The sequence below is a fragment of the Bacteroides sp. D22 genome (genome assembly GCF_000163675.1).
Lineage (GTDB): Bacteria > Bacteroidota > Bacteroidia > Bacteroidales > Bacteroidaceae > Bacteroides > Bacteroides xylanisolvens.
Genome location: NZ_GG774827.1, coordinates 20480 through 37450, shown reverse-complemented (window position 1 = coordinate 37450; position 16971 = coordinate 20480). Strand labels below are relative to the sequence as shown.

Sequence of the window (16971 nt, the reverse complement as noted above, 5' to 3'; positions counted from 1 at the left end):
AATCTGATTTATTTTTTTCCTTTCTTCTTTTTCTTATTCTCCTTTTTCATGCGTTCCCACACTTCTTTGAGAGTCCTTTCATCTTCCTCTCTATGTTCGGGACTATTTAACAGATCCAGAATCATATCTTCTTCCAGTGGATGTTCACATTCTTTGTTGTATTTAAAGAAGTTGTCGATTTCACCGTGCATGAGGCAAAGCACACTCAATTTCTCCGTCACATCTTCGTATTTCGGATTCATCTGGTACGCTTTTTCAAAGTATTCTTTGGCTTCTATCAGATAGTCACTTTCCGAATAAGCAGAGGCGATCATATACCACATTTCTATGTTAGAGTTAATCTCTATCGCTTTTTCGAAAGACAAGGCTGCTTCGTCTTCCAGCTCCTCTGCCAGATATAGTTTTCCCTCTGTCAGATAAATCAATCCTTCATTCGGGTTTATCTCTTTGGCTTTCTCGCAGAGCTGATGTGCTTCTTCATATCTTTCCAGATGAGACAGGGCGAAGGCTTTGCTGGTATATGTGTCTATTAATAGGACAGACTGTCTGTCTCCGTCTTCTTCAAAACGTGCGATTACTTTGTCGTAATAGTCATCGGCTTTCTGCCATTCTTCTTTATTGCCGTAGGATATTCCCATGAACATATAACCCAGTTCAGGGGGGATGGATTTAAGTTCGATCGCTTTTTGGTAATTCTCGATGGCATCATCCGAATTGTTCAGATAGAAAAAACAATGCGCTTTATAAGCGTAGGCTTCTCCACACTGATCGTCGGCTGCCAACGCAAAATCACAGGCTTCGATGGCCTTGTCTATTTGTTCCTGAACAAAGTAACATTTCACCAGTCCCATCCAGTAGGAAGGGTTGAAAGGGGATTTGTCGATGAGTTTGTTGTAATAGATGATGGCCGATTCTACTTGGTGGGTCGATGCCAGATAATCGGCTGTGAGGGCCATATATTCTTCATCTTCGGCATAACGCGATTTACCTCGGTCGAGCCATTCTTTGGCTGCATCCGGGTATCCCATGTCCAGATAGAGAAATACGACATCAATGATTGTTTCCAGTTCGTCGGCATCCGCTATCGTACTTAATAGCCATTGGGCTTCTTCCAGTTTTCCTCCATTCAGCAATAGTTCGGCTTTCAGCAGTTTCACTTCCGAGTCAAAATCTTCGGTGATGGAATCTGCTACTTTCTTTGCTTTTTGCAGTTTTTGGGTGTCCAGGTAGAGATAGGCTTGTTCGATGAGTAAAGCTGTATTTCCCGGATGTATCTTAAGTCCGTAGGTGATTACTTCTTGTGCTTCTTCAAATTTCCGTTCGGAGGCATACCAGTCGGCGATGTCGGCCAGTTGGTCAGCATCCAGATAAAGTTGTCGGTTTTCTGCTTTTGCTTTTTCGTAGTTTGTGATAAGTGTGGCTAGTTGCTTTTTGGCTGATGGTGAGTTCTTTCTACCCATTTTTATTAATTTTGTTCACCACAGATTACACGGATTAACACAGATTAGAGAAATATAGAATAAAAATCTGTGTTAATCCGTGTAATCTGTGGTGAAAGGTTATTTATTAATCTTCCCCCACGTATCTTTCAACCCTACTGTGCGGTTGAAAATCAGTTTTTCCGGGGTTGATTCTTTGTCGATATTAAAGTAACCGATCCGTTGGAACTGCAGGTAGGAGAGTGTAGGCAGGGTAGCTGCGAACTTCTCTATGTAGCAGTTGGGCAGAACTTTCAATGAGTCCGGATTGATGATTTCTTTCATGGCTTCCAGTGCTTCGCAATTTTTAGCTTCGCGGATGGCAGCCAGTTCGTCGCGCGGGTTTTCCACTTTCCACAGGCGGTCGTACAAACGTACTTCTGCTTGCAGGCAGTGATTGCAGCTTACCCAATGGAGCGTGCCTTTCACCTTACGGTTTGCGTCCGGCATACCGCTACGGGTATTAGCGTCATATTCGCAATATACCTCTGTTATTACGCCGTTTTCGTCTTTCTTGCAACCGGTGCATTTTACGATATAGGCATTTTTGAGGCGTACTTCCTGTCCCGGTGTCATGCGGAAATATTTCTTAGGAGCGTCTTCCATGAAGTCTTCGCGTTCCATCCACAGTTCACGGCTGAATTCGATCAGGTGGCTTCCTGCTTCCGGGTCTTCCGGGTTGTTGATTGCTTCCAGTTCTTCAACCTGTCCTTCCGGATAGTTGGTGATGATTAGTTTAACCGGGTTGATCACTGCCGATACACGGGTGGCACGGCTGTTCAGGTCGTCCCGAACGGAGCTTTCCAACAGGGCGATGTCGTTCAGGGCATCGTATGTGGTATATCCGATTTTATCAATAAATTTATGAATAGACTCCGGCGAATAACCGCGACGGCGGAAACCGCAGATAGTCGGCATACGGGGGTCGTCCCATCCGTTTACTAGTCCTTCTTTCACCAGTGTGAGCAAGTTACGTTTGCTCATCAGGGTGTAGCTTAGGTTCAGTTTGTTGAATTCAGTCTGACGGGGACGGTTGTCGTTCAGGTCTTTTCCTTCTTTCAACCAGTCGATGAAGAGGTCGTAAAGAGGACGGTGTACCACAAATTCGAGTGTACACAGCGAGTGAGTTACTCCTTCGAAGAAGTCACTCTGTCCGTGAGCGAAGTCATACATCGGATAAGCCTTCCAGGTAGTACCTGTACGGTGGTGCGGGTGTTTCACTACACGATAAATAATCGGATCGCGGAAGTGCATATTCGGGTTAGCCATGTCAATCTTGGCACGGAGCACCATGGCACCTTCTTCGATCTCGCCGCTATTCATTTTCTTAAAAAGTTCGAGGCTTTCTTCGATAGGACGGTTGCGGTAAGGGCTTTCCACACCCGGTTGGGTAGGAGTACCTTTTTGCTGTGCGATCAGTTCGGAGCTTTGTTCGTCAATATATGCTTTTCCCTCCTGGATCAGGCGGATAGCGAAGTCCCATAATTGTTGGAAGTAGTCGGAAGCGTAGTATTCGTTTCCCCACTGGTAGCCCAACCATTGAATATCTTCTTTGATAGCTTCTACATATTCCACATCTTCCTTGGTCGGGTTTGTGTCGTCGAAACGAAGGTTACATACACCGCCGTGTTTTTCTGCGATGCCGAAATCAAGGCAAATAGCTTTGGCATGGCCGATGTGAAGGTAACCGTTAGGTTCGGGCGGGAAGCGTGTCTGCACTTTTCCACCATTTTTACCTTCTTTCAAGTCTTTCTCTACTGCCTGTTCAATAAAGTTCAAGCTTTTCTTTTCGCCTGCTTCTTCGTTTTTAATATCTGTCATAACGGTTAATGTTATCTGTATTTAGGCTACAAAAGTAGGACATTTTTTTTATTTAACCGGAATATAACCGCTCTTTTTTATAATGTCCTGTCCGTCGGACGAGAGAATAAACTGAATCAGGGGGAAGACTTGTTCCTTATTTTTTACATTGTAGTAGTAATAAAGCGGGCGCACGATGGGGTAGGTCTTATTGGTGGCGTTCTCTACCGTAGGCGTGGCATAGTGGGTGCCGTCGTATGATACGGAAAGCGTTTTGACACGGGGAGATACGTATGCCAGTCCGACATATCCGATGGCTCCTTTGGTCTGGCTGACAGACTGGATGATGGCACCCGTTGCCGGCATGGAAAGGCTGCTTGCCATGTAGTTTTTATTTTTCAGTACGCTCTCTTTGAAAAATTCGTAAGTACCGGACGATGTTTCGCGCGAGTAAACCACTATTTTGCGATCGTCTCCGCCTACCTGTTTCCAGTTGTTTATCTTCCCCCGGAAAATGTCTTCCAGTTGTTGGCGGGTCAGCTGCTTTACCGGATTGGAGGGATGCACCACCACGGCAAGAGCATCGTAGGCTACAATCACTTCGTCTACTTCTTCTCCGGCTCCTTTTATTTTCATCTTTTCGCTGAATTTGATCGGGCGGGAAGCCATTGCGATGTCCGTTGTATGATCCATTAAAGCGGAGATACCTACACCGGTTCCGCCACCGGTCACTGTGACACGGGCATCCGGATGCTGGTTCATAAACCGCTCTGCTGTCTGTTGTGCGACAGGCAGTACCGTATCGCTACCTTTAATACGTTGTGCGTTGGCACCGAGCGAGAGTAAGGAAAGGGCGATTAATAAGTTTCTTCTCACTTTCATATTTCTTCGTTTTATTAACGTTGCAAATTAAGCAATCGGATATTACATTTTCATTTCATCCGGAGTGGAAATAGTACTTGTAACACAAACGTAACATGATTGAAACATTTCCTTCAAACGTTAGTCACACCTCCTTAATAAAGAGACGCTTTCTTTGCATCAGAAATCATAGCAGGTATATGAAAAAGGTATTTGAAAAGATTATAGAAGGAATGTTGACTTGTAGCGGCTTTGTGACAAGTATTACTATTCTGCTGATTGTACTCTTCCTTTTCACTGAAGCTTTCGGGCTGTTCAAGAGTAAAGTGATTGAAGAGGGATATGTGTTGGCGCTGAATAAGAGCAACAAGGTTAGCGTGTTGAGCCCCGCACAGATAAAAAATGTTTTTGACGAAGAGATTACAAACTGGAAGGAACTCGGTGGGGAAGATCTCCTTATCCGGGTTTTTCGTTTGGAGGACATAACGCAGCATTATACGGAAGAGGAGTTGGGACCTGCTTATGAATATGCAGGCGATAAGATTACGGAGCTGGTAGAGAAAACACCCGGCATCGTAGCTTTTGTTCCGCAGAAATTTATTGTTCATCCGGACGCGGTACATTTCATTGAGGATAACACTATTTCCGTAAAGGATGTATTTGCGGGTGCCGAATGGTTTCCTACGGCTACTCCGGCTGCTCAATTCGGCTTTTTGCCGTTGATTACCGGGACGTTGTGGGTGAGCCTGTTTGCCATCCTTTTTGCTTTGCCGTTCGGGCTGTCGGTTTCTATTTATATGTCTGAAGTGGCAAATCCGAAAGTGCGGAACTGGCTAAAACCGATTATCGAACTGTTGAGTGGTATTCCTTCCGTTGTTTATGGCTTTTTCGGATTAATTGTCATTGTTCCGTTGATTCAGAAATTGTTTGATCTTCCGGTAGGAGAGAGTGGCTTGGCGGGAAGTATCGTACTGGCTATTATGGCATTGCCTACTATTATAACGGTGACGGAAGACGCGATGCGCAACTGTCCGCGTGCAATGCGGGAAGCGAGTCTGGCATTGGGCGCTTCGCAATGGCAGACGATATATAAGGTAGTGATTCCTTATTCTATTTCGGGGATTACATCCGGTGTGGTACTCGGTATCGGACGTGCTATCGGGGAGACGATGGCAGTATTGATGGTGACGGGTAATGCGGCTGTGATTCCGACAACGATCCTTGAGCCTTTGCGTACCATTCCGGCTACGATTGCAGCCGAATTGGGAGAAGCTCCTGCGGGAGGACCTCACTATCAGGCGTTGTTCCTGTTGGGTGTAGTACTGTTCTTCATCACATTGATTATCAACTTTAGTGTGGAATATATTTCCTCTAAAGGATTAAAACGTAGCAAATAAGATGGAAATACGGAGTAATAATAAAGCTAAACACCGTTCGCAGAAAGTTGCTTTCGGGATTTTCCGGCTGTTGAGCCTTTGCATTGTACTGATATTGTTTGCAATTCTGGGATTTATCGTCTATAAAGGAATCGGCGCTATCAGTTGGGATTTTATCACTTCGGCTCCTACGGACGGGATGACAGGTGGCGGTATATGGCCGGCTATTGTCGGTACTTTCTATCTGATGGTGGGGAGTGCGCTGTTCGCCTTTCCGATAGGGGTGATGAGCGGAATTTATATGAATGAGTATGCGCCGAAAGGTAAGTTGGTACGCTTTATCCGGGTGATGACCAATAACTTGAGCGGTATTCCTTCCATCGTATTCGGATTGTTCGGTATGGCGCTGTTTGTCAATTATATGGGATTTGGTGATAGTATTTTGGCCGGTTCTTTGACATTAGGTTTGCTTTGCGTACCTTTGGTCATTCGGACAACGGAGGAAGCTTTGAAAGCCATTCCCGACAGTATGCGTGAAGGTAGCCGGGCCTTGGGGGCAACGAAGTTGCAGACGATCTGGCACGTCATTCTGCCGATGGGGATGCCGAACATTATCACAGGGTTGATTCTTGCCTTGGGACGTGTTTCGGGAGAGACGGCACCGATTCTGTTTACTTGTGCCGCATACTTCCTGCCACAACTGCCAACGGGTATTTTCGATCAGTGTATGGCATTGCCTTACCATTTGTATGTGATTTCCACGAGTGGAACGGATATGGAGGCACAATTGCCGCTGGCTTATGGTACGGCATTGGTGTTGATTATGATTATCCTGTTCGTGAATCTGCTGGCTAATGCATTGAGAAAGTATTTTGAGAAAAGAGTAAAAACAAACTAGATTAGTATATGGATACAGTGAAAATAGATGCGCGTGATGTGAACTTTTGGTATGGAGATTTTCATGCATTGAAGGGTATCAGTATGCAGATTGAGGAAAAGTCGGTTGTCGCTTTTATCGGACCGTCCGGTTGCGGTAAGTCTACTTTCCTCCGGCTTTTCAACCGGATGAATGATTTGATTCCTGATACCCGTCTGGAGGGAGAAATCCGTATCGACGGACATAATATATATGCGAAAGGGGTGGAAGTGGACGAACTCCGCAAGAATGTAGGAATGGTGTTCCAGCGTCCGAATCCTTTCCCGAAAAGTATATTCGAGAATGTGGCTTACGGACTTCGTGTGAACGGAATAAAAGATAATGCTTTCATTCGTCAGCGTGTGGAGGAAACATTGAAAGGAGCGGCTCTTTGGGATGAGGTGAAAGATAAGTTGAAGGAGTCGGCTTATGCGTTGTCCGGCGGACAGCAACAGCGGCTTTGTATCGCCCGTGCGATGGCTGTCTCTCCTTCGGTATTGCTGATGGATGAGCCTGCGTCTGCACTCGACCCTATTTCTACGGCTAAGGTGGAGGAGTTGATCCATGAATTGAAGAAGGATTATACGATTGTAATCGTTACGCATAATATGCAGCAGGCAGCCCGTGTCAGTGATAAGACGGCGTTTTTCTATATGGGCGAAATGGTGGAATTCGATCAGACGAAAAGGATATTCACCAATCCGGAGAAAGAGGCTACCCAGAATTACATAACGGGACGCTTCGGGTAATTCGTGAAATCCGTGCCTGAAATTTATTTCTGAAATGTCATTAGCAAAATATTAATCATTTATATATAATAGACTATGGTAAAGTTTATAGAATCGGAACTTATCCTATTGAAGAAGGAAATTGATGAAATGTGGACCTTGGTGTACAACCAGCTTGACCGTGCCGGAGAGGCTGTGTTGACCCTCGACAAGGAGTTGGCTCAACAAGTGATGGTTCGCGAGCGTCGGGTGAATGCTTTTGAATTGAAGATAGATAGCGATGTGGAAGACATTATCGCATTATATAATCCGGTGGCGATTGACCTCCGTTTTGTATTGGCTATGCTGAAGATCAATACGAATCTGGAACGCTTGGGCGACTTTGCGGAAGGTATTGCCCGCTTTGTACTTCGTTGCAAAGAGCCGGTGTTGGATGCGGAATTATTGAACCGTCTTCGTCTGGCAGAGATGCAGGCAGAAGTGTTGTCGATGCTGGAACTGGCGAAGCGTGCCTTAAATGAAGAGAGTAATGACCTGGCAGCGGGAGTGTTTGCCAAGGATAATTTGCTGGATGAAATCAATGCGGATGCGACAGGTATTCTTTCTGACTATATCATCGAACATCCGGAAGCTGTACATACCTGCGTAGATTTGGTCAGTGTGTTCCGTAAACTGGAACGTTCGGGAGACCATATTACCAATATTGCCGAGGAGATTGTTTTCTTCATTGACGCCAAAGTGTTAAAACATCGTGGCAAAACGGACGAAAACTACCCGGAAAAGTAATTTTTTGCGGATTTTTAAACAGAAATTAGGGCTCCTTAAAAAAATATCCTATATTTGTCACCTATAACGGACAAGTTACAGGAGATTTTGCTTCAAATGATAATAAATCCAAAGAATTTTCAAAAAGATGTTATATGACATGTTTTATAATTTGGATAGTATCGGTAAAACCGCCTATATTTGCACCGTTATCCTGAAAACAATCTTTTTACCTTAAAAAAAACTAATACCTATTGAAAACTGAAAAATGGAGCTTTGTGAAAAGCCCCATTTTTTTTTGCTCTTATTGATGATAGTAAATTGGCGTTCTATAATACTGTGAGAGAGGATTCTTCTTGATATTTTGTTAGCTAAAGCCTTGTAAGCACGAAATTGAAGTACGAGTTTGAATTACGAAATTGAAGCACAGAAATGAATAACAAGGCTCAAACGGGACAGATTTTTTTTAATGAAGTACAGGCTAAGTTTAATTTGAGAGAACCCAAATCAAACAAGCCTACTAATATCTATTTGGTATGCAGGATAGATAGGAAGCAAATAAGACTTTCTACGGGTGTTAAGGTATATCCAGAACATTGGAATGTGAAGAAGCAAGAGGCTTATATCAGTTGTAGGTTAAGTGAACTTGATAATCTCAATAATACTATTGTTAACACGAAAATAATTGAGATTAAAAATCGCTTTCTGCAATATAAGCGTTATCTTTGTGACAATCCCAACGAAATCGGAAATAGTGTTAAGATATTAAAGAAGTTTATATACAAAGATACTATGGAGAAAGAAAAGCAAAATATAAATGCAGTACATTGGTTACGTAATACATTAGCTTTAGATAGAACTATAAAAGATAGTACAAGAGCTGATTATGTGAAACAAATAAAGTTCTTTGAAGCTTTTCTGAATGAAGTAGGTAAATATCCTATTAGTTTTAGTGATATAAATTTACCATTGATAAAGGATTATGAATCTTATCTTTTTAATAAGGAAGTTGGTAAAGGTAAAACAACGAAAACTACTACGGTTGGTAATAAGGTAGAGAAGATAATATGTATTCTTAAAAGAGCAGAGCAGCAAGGCATGATTGATATTCACGAATCCAAACTGGACAAGTATAAAAAGCCCCAAAGTAGACAAGGTGATGAAAATGAGATTTATTTAACGGAAGATGAAATAGATAAAATATATGCTTTGCGCTTAACAGGAAGGGAAGAAGAAGTGAGAGATTTGTTTGTATTACAATGTTGGATAGGGCAACGCTTCTCTGATACGCAAGCAATTAATGAGGGGATTATAAAGGAAGCGCCTAATGGTAAAGGGAAAGTAATAGAAATTGTGCAAGAAAAGAAAACGCATAGAGTATCAATTCCTCTTTTACCTGTTGCTATAGATATTCTGAATAAGTATAAAAATGGTTTTCCTATTTATACCAATCAAACAGCTTTGAACTATTTAAAGAACATAGGTGAAAAAGCAGGTATAACAAGATTACATAATGTAACAGAGGATAGGGGAGGAGAAGTTGTTACAACACAAGTGAAAGCATACGAACTAATAGGAACGCATACAGCAAGACGTTCCTTTATCTGTAATATGCTAAAACATGGCTATGATAGTCATATTATAATGAAGATAACAGGACATAATGATGCAAAGTCTTTTAAGAAATATGTAAGATTAACCTCTGAGGATGCCGCTTTACTAATGTTGGAAACAGAATCTACAAAAGTAAGGCAATCTGATAAAGTACCTACTACTATTAGTCAAGAAGGTAACAAAGAAGCCATTAATATTTTAAAACAGTATCAAAATACTATAAATGGTATTACGTTCGATACTCTGTTGGACACTCAATTTTTAGCATCCCGAATCAATAAAGCCAGTGACATGTTTGAACGTATGGGGTATGTGAAGGACGGCAAACTATATGATTACAATAGCGAGATAAGTGGTATTGTGAAAGAAATAGAGGCTTTTATGCAATCTCCCGCCTCCGGCCTTGAAGTAGCCCATAAATATGTGGAACGGCTGTCTGTTGGTAATCTGTCCAATTTGAGGGACGAGCTTAAGCTGTTAATTGTCAAATGTATAAAGATAGAGGTAAATGTGGAAGCTGTCATGCAGATTGTTGATAAGGCTTTCAAAATGGGGATTCTGGATAATGACAGCCTTAATGACATGAAAGAAATTGTAGCGGCAATATTGAGGGCCAAGGACAAGTAAAGTGATTCTACTACCCAAACCGCCATATTCTCCCCAAACAGATACGGCTGTAAGGAGGTATGATAAAATCTCATTAACTGACGTTAACTGATAGTCTGGATTAATGTAGCTAATCCGGACGAAATCAAGCATTTACGAGAAATAATAACCGTAGAATTTGGATGTTATCAGTAAAATGGTTTATCTTTGCAGCAGTTAAATGATTAACTCATGTTGTTGATGAGTAAGCATTGAACAACCCGCTCTTTGACATCATGTACAATCCGACCCCAGCACCTCGGTGCTTTAAGCTATCGCTTTTTGCTTGGAAGTGATAAGCTGTGGCAATTAGTTCATAATTGTTAATATTATTAATTAGGCAATTCTCGGATTGCCGGGTATATATGAAGGTGTAAGTATGCCCGCTCTTATATACCGCCCGCTTAATAAATTTAATAATATTAAAGTTTATGAAATATGTAAATATTGGGAGACAAGAAGCTCCCAAGTGGTACTTTGTTGCCACGATAAACTTGAACGGCGAAGAACAGGAAATCATTCCTGCCTTCACCGATTATTCTCTCAAACGTAAAAACTTTGAGAAGGACAAAGTATTTAAAGCTATAGATAAGAGCAAGCTCTTGCCGACTGTGGTTTGCTTCTGTGATGCAAAACCATTCTACGCAGAGAATGTTCCTCTATACGATTACGTTGGTAATAAAATAAAGAATCTTCCCGATAATGCTCCGGCCGTAATGGTCTATCTGGATAAAGCCGACAATGTTAACTTGCTCGGTTTGACGGATGAGCCACTGCAAGCTGAATTAGTGGAATGTGATAGTGTTGCCGACGCTTACCGCAGAGTAGCAACAACTGCATATTTCTCTCAATGTCCTTCAAAGGATGAGTGGATAGGATATGCCGGAATTGTAACGGGAGATGAATTATTACTGAATATCCGCAGCTTCGGTGAGAAGTACTCTATTTCCGGTACTGCCGTACAGGGATATTTTGGTATAAGCACTACTGTTTCTTTATTACAAAGCAAAGCCCTTGCTATGAGTTCTTCTCTTTTTAAAGAAGAATATAGAACTTATGCGCAGGCGGAGCAATTGATGAAGGCAACAGTACAAGCCTTTAGCGTGAAAGCTGCAAAACAAACCAGATATATTAAGGCCATTAATTATTGCATCTCGCAATATGACTTTGATACAGTCTGTAATGTGTTAAACAGCATTGAAGCAACAGAGAAGTTGCGGATTGAAGCAGCTAAGTGCGAAGATAAAATTAGCTGTATTCAGCACTTAATCATCGAGCGAGTTATTGAGATGCGTAACGCTCAACAGCAATAAGAATAACCGGATTGTACATGATACATAAAATAAGAGGCTGTCTCAAATTGATTTTGAGTTCAGCCTCTTTCTGTTTGTTTACAATATTCCTCGAATCTCAAAGCCATTCTTCCGGCCGTTGGCGGTCGGTATCTTGACAGGATGAATCTCAAAGAATTCATTGAGGTCGGTCGCCTTCGGTGACTTGTCAATGCCCAACCTGTCATATACAACACGTAAGGTTTGCTGAATATCAGTAGTTAATATTCTGTCTCCGATATGAATAATGCCGTGTAATTCATGACGAATCTTATTTTTGGTTTTCATGATATGGATTTCATTGAGCAGTTTCTTCTCTTTATAATTCAAAGCTTTAATCCTGTCAGCCCCCAAAGCCTCATAATAATACCTAAGTTCTGGATATTTGCTTTCCAGTGTTGACATTGCGAGATTGACAATCAGCCCTTGCTTGGCACGATATTCACAGTATGCCTGCATCCTGTCTACAAATGGCTCCTTTTTGATTAGATGTTTCAACTGTTCTTGGTAAACGGCATAAGTTTGATTCTCACTGACATCGAAACTACTATCTTGGAGCAGTTTCTTTACAATTACCCCATTCTGATAATTGAACTTCTGGACATCAAAACAGTATTGCTCATTTACATAGGCTAAACGGTTGAAAACAAATTCTCCTTTCTGTTCATCGTACATTGTATATGAATCCTGATATTTTACATTGTCGGGGATTCTCCTAAAATCCTTGATACGTTTGGCTCTCAATGCTTCACCGGCATTGTTGTTGTCTCTAATCTCGTCAAGTGTCACATTGACCTTCCGGCACAGATGCTCATTGAATGCCTCTTGCTCTACCTCCTCTGCATTGACATTGTAAATGAAGGTGAGGAACTGCCTGAAGGGGTTGCATGCCAGACGCTGCCTGCCTGCAATCTGTACCAGTTCCGTTGCTATATCAACCGCAGTGTTCGGACGATTGCAATCACTAATGACAAAAGTTGCGGCATTGGTAGAGTAGAAATCACAGCCCGCATAAGCGGTGGAAGTACAGAAGGTGAATTTCTTGTGCGTCTCCCCTTTCAAGGGAATTCTCCCTCTTTTGAATCCTTCCCCAATCCTTGCAATCTGTCTGTCGTTATCGTCAGAATTACCTACAATGATATTTACTTCTTCCGGATTGAGTTCTGTTTGTTTAATAATATTCACAATATTATTTACACTATTGAGAAATATAACACATTCTTTGGAGTAAATCCTTTCCCCATTAACATACACAGAAGGATAATTGCCATTCTGATAGTAGCGAACTATTTCCAATGCTGCATTGATAGGATTCTTTGTGCGCTCTCGATATACTCTGACAATATCCTTTTCTTCCCAGTCAAGCTGATAGTAATTCATATCCTTGAAGTGGTCAATCTGTTCCAGATATTTGTCAAGAATTGGAGTTGCCGATAAGAATGTAACATACGGAAACGACCTTGAATTATCCAAAAAGTGCAATTCTATTTCAGACTTGAAACTACTATCTGCCAACAAGCACTGGAATTCATCCACTACTACACGCCAATCTGATTTATATTTAATACAGCCAATCAATTTATACACGGAATCGTAGGAGACCAGAATCTTGGGAAGCTCCGCAGTCTGCAAATATGCCTCAATCTCTTTGGTGTCTACTCCGCCAATTACAAGCAAGGTATCAGGGTATTGTTCATGTTTGTTTTTCAACAGTTCATTGCGAGGGCTGCATATAATAGTTTTATGTTCATCTGTCAATGCGACTGTAGTTGCTCCACAGCCGGGTATCTCTTTATTCAAAATGCCATTAGGAAGTTCAAACGGTTTCCCGAATTCTTCTATGAACTTCTCCCGTTCGGTTAAATACTTGATATTTGCCGGAATTTTAATCATTTCTTTCTTCATGAGTTAAGTTAAAAGTTAATTTGACTGGAATAATCTAATCTAGTGTTGTCCACTTTATAGAGAATTTTTATCTTTAGTATAAGGGAGTCATGGTAGAAATATTGGACAGTCACAAGAATAATAAAACCTGATACGCATCAGGTCGAATTATACCCGTTTTGGGTATCTCTAACATGGAATCGGAATAATTTTGAGGATTATATTTTGGGTGTTTCCCATTGTCCTGATATTGCAAAGGTAATTAATATTCCGACAGTAAAATCATGAATTGTGGACAATCTGCAAACTTTATACTGATACTGGCATAAGTCCGTCATTCTATAGGGGAGTATATCCTAAAGACCAATAATGGCATTTGAGAGTGATATATATTACTGGAAAAGTTCCTTTTGATACCCAACCCAAAAATATAGGTACTTAAAATTCATACCCCCGACCCTTTTCTTGAGGAAGTGTTTCTATTTGGAGTTTATACAGCTATAAGGTGAAATATTTGATTCGTCAGTGAGCGTATCAGATGTATATCATGCGCTAAGCTTTATTGTTACGCCTAACACCCCATACCGAACCATTAGGAAAAAGAAAGGATAACATAAATCGCTATTCAGCCCACAAACCTTATGAACTTCTGAAATGTGCGGACTTATCAACGATTTGTATATGTCTACATATAAAGATGCACAAAGGAAAGTGAATGAATACTACTTCATGTTAAGCCCTCATTTTGTCCTTAAATACACTATTTACTAATCTATTATTATGCGTATGGAGAATTTAAAGATTTTATTGACGTTTGGAATAATTCTAATTGTGCCAGTAGTCTTAATGCCACAGTTCTTTATTGGATTATTAATACTGATTGTGGCTTGCTTAGCTTTCAGACAGAGGAATTTCTAAGATTAACTAAATAAATTACAGATTATGGAATCAACATTACAGATTATGCCAGTACAAAGAACTAGTAGAAACTTTGGTGAATATGCAGAAGAAGCGGTAATAATTGAAGAGCCAATTATTAAGCAGAAACGACCGTTATTTATTGAAGCCAATACGATTGAAGCCAGTTTGGAACATCTAAGGAATGATTGCATTATCCCTGTATTTGCCAAAGATAACGAAGCTACATTATCTCATGTGGCTTTTATCGAAGCGGTACAGGATGCAACCAATACATTCTTTAGCGGTGAACAAATTGAATCGCCAGATATTCGTGTTTCTCATGTAATCAAAGGCAGAATTCCCGAAGCGATACATAAGCCCGCCAATCAGTTACTAGAGAGTGATAAGACTATCTATTACGAGAGGTGCGCTTTTGTTATTGAAGTTCCTACTATCTATGAGACAGTACACGGTAACAGGCTAACCCTTACTATTGGTGGTGTGAGAGCTTATAACCATACTAATCTTTATTCAAAGAAGGGTGCGGAGCGGTTTAAAGTGTTTATTGGCTTTACTTGTAAGGTTTGCACAAATCTATGTGTATCTACAGACGGTTATCTTAGTTGCTTGGAAGTTACCAATACAAGGGATTTATATCAAGCGGTATTGGAAATGTTCCACAAATACGATGCAGCCAAACACATACATTTGATGCAGTCTTTAGGCAATACCAGTATGACGGAGCATCAGTTTTGCCAACTACTTGGAAGAATGAGACTTTATCAGTCATTACCGCAAGGCTATCAGAAAGATATACCTAAAATGTTGCTTACTGATACACAGGTTAACAATGTGGCTAAAGCGTATATCAATGACGAGAACTTTGGCAGTTTGGGGAATGATTTGTCTATGTGGAAATTCTACAACTTGCTCACAGGTGCAAATAAGAGCAGCTATATAGATTCATTCTTGGATAGAGCCTATAATGCTACAGAACTTGCAACGGGTATATGTTCCGCTTTACATGGTGATGACAAGTATCAATGGTTTCTTAGTTAGTGGTATTACAGAGTACTTAAAAGGGGCATCCATATAATAAGGGTGTCCCTTGATTATTCATTACCTATTAATACTCAAAAGATTATGTTACAAGCGTTATTAGTCGTTATATTTTGGACTATCTTGTTACTTGTTATGTGTGCAATTTCACCTGTTGTATTCTTCTTGATGATTATTTGGACTATATACAAGATTATTACGATGAAGTAGTACATGAAGAACTAATAAGGGTATCTATATACTATATATAGGTACTCTTTCTCTATTATTAGCCAGTAGTCAAACATTCACTTCTTCTATTAGTGAATGTTTAGCTAGTAATCAGTAAGTTAGATATTCCAACTCAAAATTAATATTCACTTTTATTAGTTTCACTATAAAACAGAACATTATGTCACTTAAATATTCAAGTACAACAGCAGATTATTTGCAATGGAGCGAAGCCATGAACTTAATAAGAAAATTGGCAAGGGATAGTAATTATAAGATGTCACTTCTTATTGCTTTAGGTTGCTTCACAGGTCTAAGAATTTCTGATATTCTTGCTTTGAGGTGGAATCAGATACTAGATGCAGAAGAGTTTACCATTACAGAGATTAAGACAGGGAAGCAAAGGACAATTAGGATTAACATGCAGCTACAACAACATATCAGAGATTGTTATGAGCATATAAATCCAGTTGGCATAAATGCGCCTGTATTAATAAGTCAGAAGGGGACAGTGTACACAGTTCAGAGAATTAATGTCATGTTGAAGGAGATTAAGAAGAAGTACAGGTTACATATAGGCAATTTTTCGTGTCATTCTCTTAGAAAGACTTTTGGCAGACAGGTTTATAATATGAACAGTGATAATTCAGAGCTTGCACTTGTTAAGCTCATGGAGCTATTCAATCATTCCAGTGTATCAATTACTAAAAGATACTTGGGATTAAGGCAGGAAGAATTATTGAATACCTATGATTGTCTTAGCTTCTGATAATTGGGTTGGTATGAAAGTTCTGAATTTCTACTTATATGGGGATTTGGCAAGTTTCATACCAACCTTGAATTATTGAACAGAGACAGCTCTCAACTTTTAATAAACAATAGTTCTTGCAAATTAAACAGCTTTTAGTAACTTTGTAGCAATTTCAGACTTCTATGGAGATAGTTCTGAAAGGACATAGTTAACGAAGAGCGTTTGATATATTATCCTACGTTGAAATCTGGACAATTTCATAAGTCAAGGATAATAGGCAAGAACGCTCACGTCAATGTTATATACCTATCTTATTAAGATAGTCTATATATCGTTTGGCGTGGGCTATTGTTTATTACTTGACTTAGGGCAGTCCAGAGCCTCAACGTAGTAATATTCAATAGTTCCCACGTATTCTATGCTAATATCCTAATCTCTTATTCCGTTTAACAATAAATTAACTTCTCGTTCTTTTTCCTTTCTATAACTTCTCGTTCTTCATAATATTTGTATGTATTTTGATCATATGGTACTTTCTTCCTGACTAATGCCACTATGATTCTTATGAGTTTGTTCTTGACATTATTTAAAGCCACTTGAGGCTTCTTTCCCTTACTAATCAGTCTTTGATAGTAATCTCTAATTTCGGGATT

At 40.4% G+C, this 16971-nt stretch carries 12 protein-coding genes and 1 pseudogene; 8 read left to right on the top strand and 5 right to left on the bottom strand.

The genetic code is table 11. The features are described from left to right. Positions 1-8: 8 nt before the first annotated feature. The 3 genes from HMPREF0106_RS02185 to HMPREF0106_RS02195 form a co-directional block, all read right to left on the bottom strand. Positions 9-1460 carry a tetratricopeptide repeat protein gene (locus tag HMPREF0106_RS02185; RefSeq protein WP_004317616.1) on the bottom strand — a complete coding sequence of 484 codons (1452 nt, stop codon included), beginning with the start codon at positions 1458-1460 and terminating at the stop codon, positions 9-11. A 99-nt stretch (positions 1461-1559) separates the two neighbouring features. Continuing rightward, on the bottom strand, positions 1560-3299 hold the full coding sequence (locus HMPREF0106_RS02190; protein WP_004317618.1) for a glutamine--tRNA ligase/YqeY domain fusion protein: 1740 nt from the start codon (positions 3297-3299) through the stop codon (positions 1560-1562). Positions 3300-3347: 48 nt separating this feature from the next. After that, on the bottom strand, positions 3348-4160 hold the full coding sequence (locus HMPREF0106_RS02195; RefSeq protein ID WP_009041082.1) for a phosphate ABC transporter substrate-binding protein: 813 nt from the start codon (positions 4158-4160) through the stop codon (positions 3348-3350). A 179-nt stretch (positions 4161-4339) separates the two neighbouring features. Between HMPREF0106_RS02195 and pstC the strand changes: the two genes are divergently transcribed. The 6 genes from pstC to HMPREF0106_RS02225 all read left to right on the top strand — a co-directional run bounded on the left by pstC (position 4340) and on the right by HMPREF0106_RS02225 (position 11496). Beyond that, a complete protein-coding gene (pstC, locus tag HMPREF0106_RS02200) occupies positions 4340-5536 on the top strand; it encodes a phosphate ABC transporter permease subunit PstC (RefSeq protein ID WP_009041081.1) in 1197 nt (398 codons plus the stop codon). Position 5537: 1 nt separating this feature from the next. Next, positions 5538-6413: a phosphate ABC transporter permease PstA gene (gene pstA, locus HMPREF0106_RS02205; RefSeq protein ID WP_008025376.1), complete on the top strand. Its 876-nt coding sequence runs from the start codon at positions 5538-5540 to the stop codon at positions 6411-6413. 8 nt (positions 6414-6421) lie between these two features. Continuing rightward, positions 6422-7180, top strand: a complete 759-nt coding sequence (gene pstB, locus HMPREF0106_RS02210) for a phosphate ABC transporter ATP-binding protein PstB (RefSeq protein ID WP_009041080.1) — start codon at positions 6422-6424, stop codon at positions 7178-7180. Between the two features lie 75 nt (positions 7181-7255). Next, positions 7256-7945 carry a phosphate signaling complex protein PhoU gene (phoU, locus tag HMPREF0106_RS02215; RefSeq protein ID WP_004317629.1) on the top strand — a complete coding sequence of 230 codons (690 nt, stop codon included), beginning with the start codon at positions 7256-7258 and terminating at the stop codon, positions 7943-7945. 411 nt (positions 7946-8356) lie between these two features. Beyond that, positions 8357-10165, top strand: a complete 1809-nt coding sequence (locus HMPREF0106_RS02220) for a site-specific integrase (protein WP_009041079.1) — start codon at positions 8357-8359, stop codon at positions 10163-10165. Between the two features lie 449 nt (positions 10166-10614). Next, positions 10615-11496: a hypothetical protein gene (locus HMPREF0106_RS02225; RefSeq protein WP_009041078.1), complete on the top strand. Its 882-nt coding sequence runs from the start codon at positions 10615-10617 to the stop codon at positions 11494-11496. Positions 11497-11574: 78 nt separating this feature from the next. Here the strand turns inward: HMPREF0106_RS02225 and HMPREF0106_RS02230 are convergent, their stop codons facing one another. Beyond that, the gene (locus tag HMPREF0106_RS02230; RefSeq protein ID WP_009041077.1) at positions 11575-13419 is read right to left on the bottom strand and encodes a DEAD/DEAH box helicase family protein; all 1845 of its coding nucleotides are present in this window, start codon (positions 13417-13419) and stop codon (positions 11575-11577) included. Between the two features lie 921 nt (positions 13420-14340). Between HMPREF0106_RS02230 and HMPREF0106_RS02235 the strand changes: the two genes are divergently transcribed. Together HMPREF0106_RS02235 and HMPREF0106_RS02240 are read left to right on the top strand one after the other, a co-directional pair. Next, positions 14341-15357, top strand: a complete 1017-nt coding sequence (locus HMPREF0106_RS02235) for a DUF3871 family protein (protein WP_004323047.1) — start codon at positions 14341-14343, stop codon at positions 15355-15357. A gap of 391 nt (positions 15358-15748) precedes the next feature. Further along, positions 15749-16336 carry a tyrosine-type recombinase/integrase gene (locus HMPREF0106_RS02240; protein ID WP_009041076.1) on the top strand — a complete coding sequence of 196 codons (588 nt, stop codon included), beginning with the start codon at positions 15749-15751 and terminating at the stop codon, positions 16334-16336. A 428-nt stretch (positions 16337-16764) separates the two neighbouring features. On the opposite strand, the pseudogene HMPREF0106_RS28005 reads toward HMPREF0106_RS02240, so the two are convergent. Then, positions 16765-16971, bottom strand: a pseudogene (locus tag HMPREF0106_RS28005) (IS110 family transposase); the annotation flags it as partial.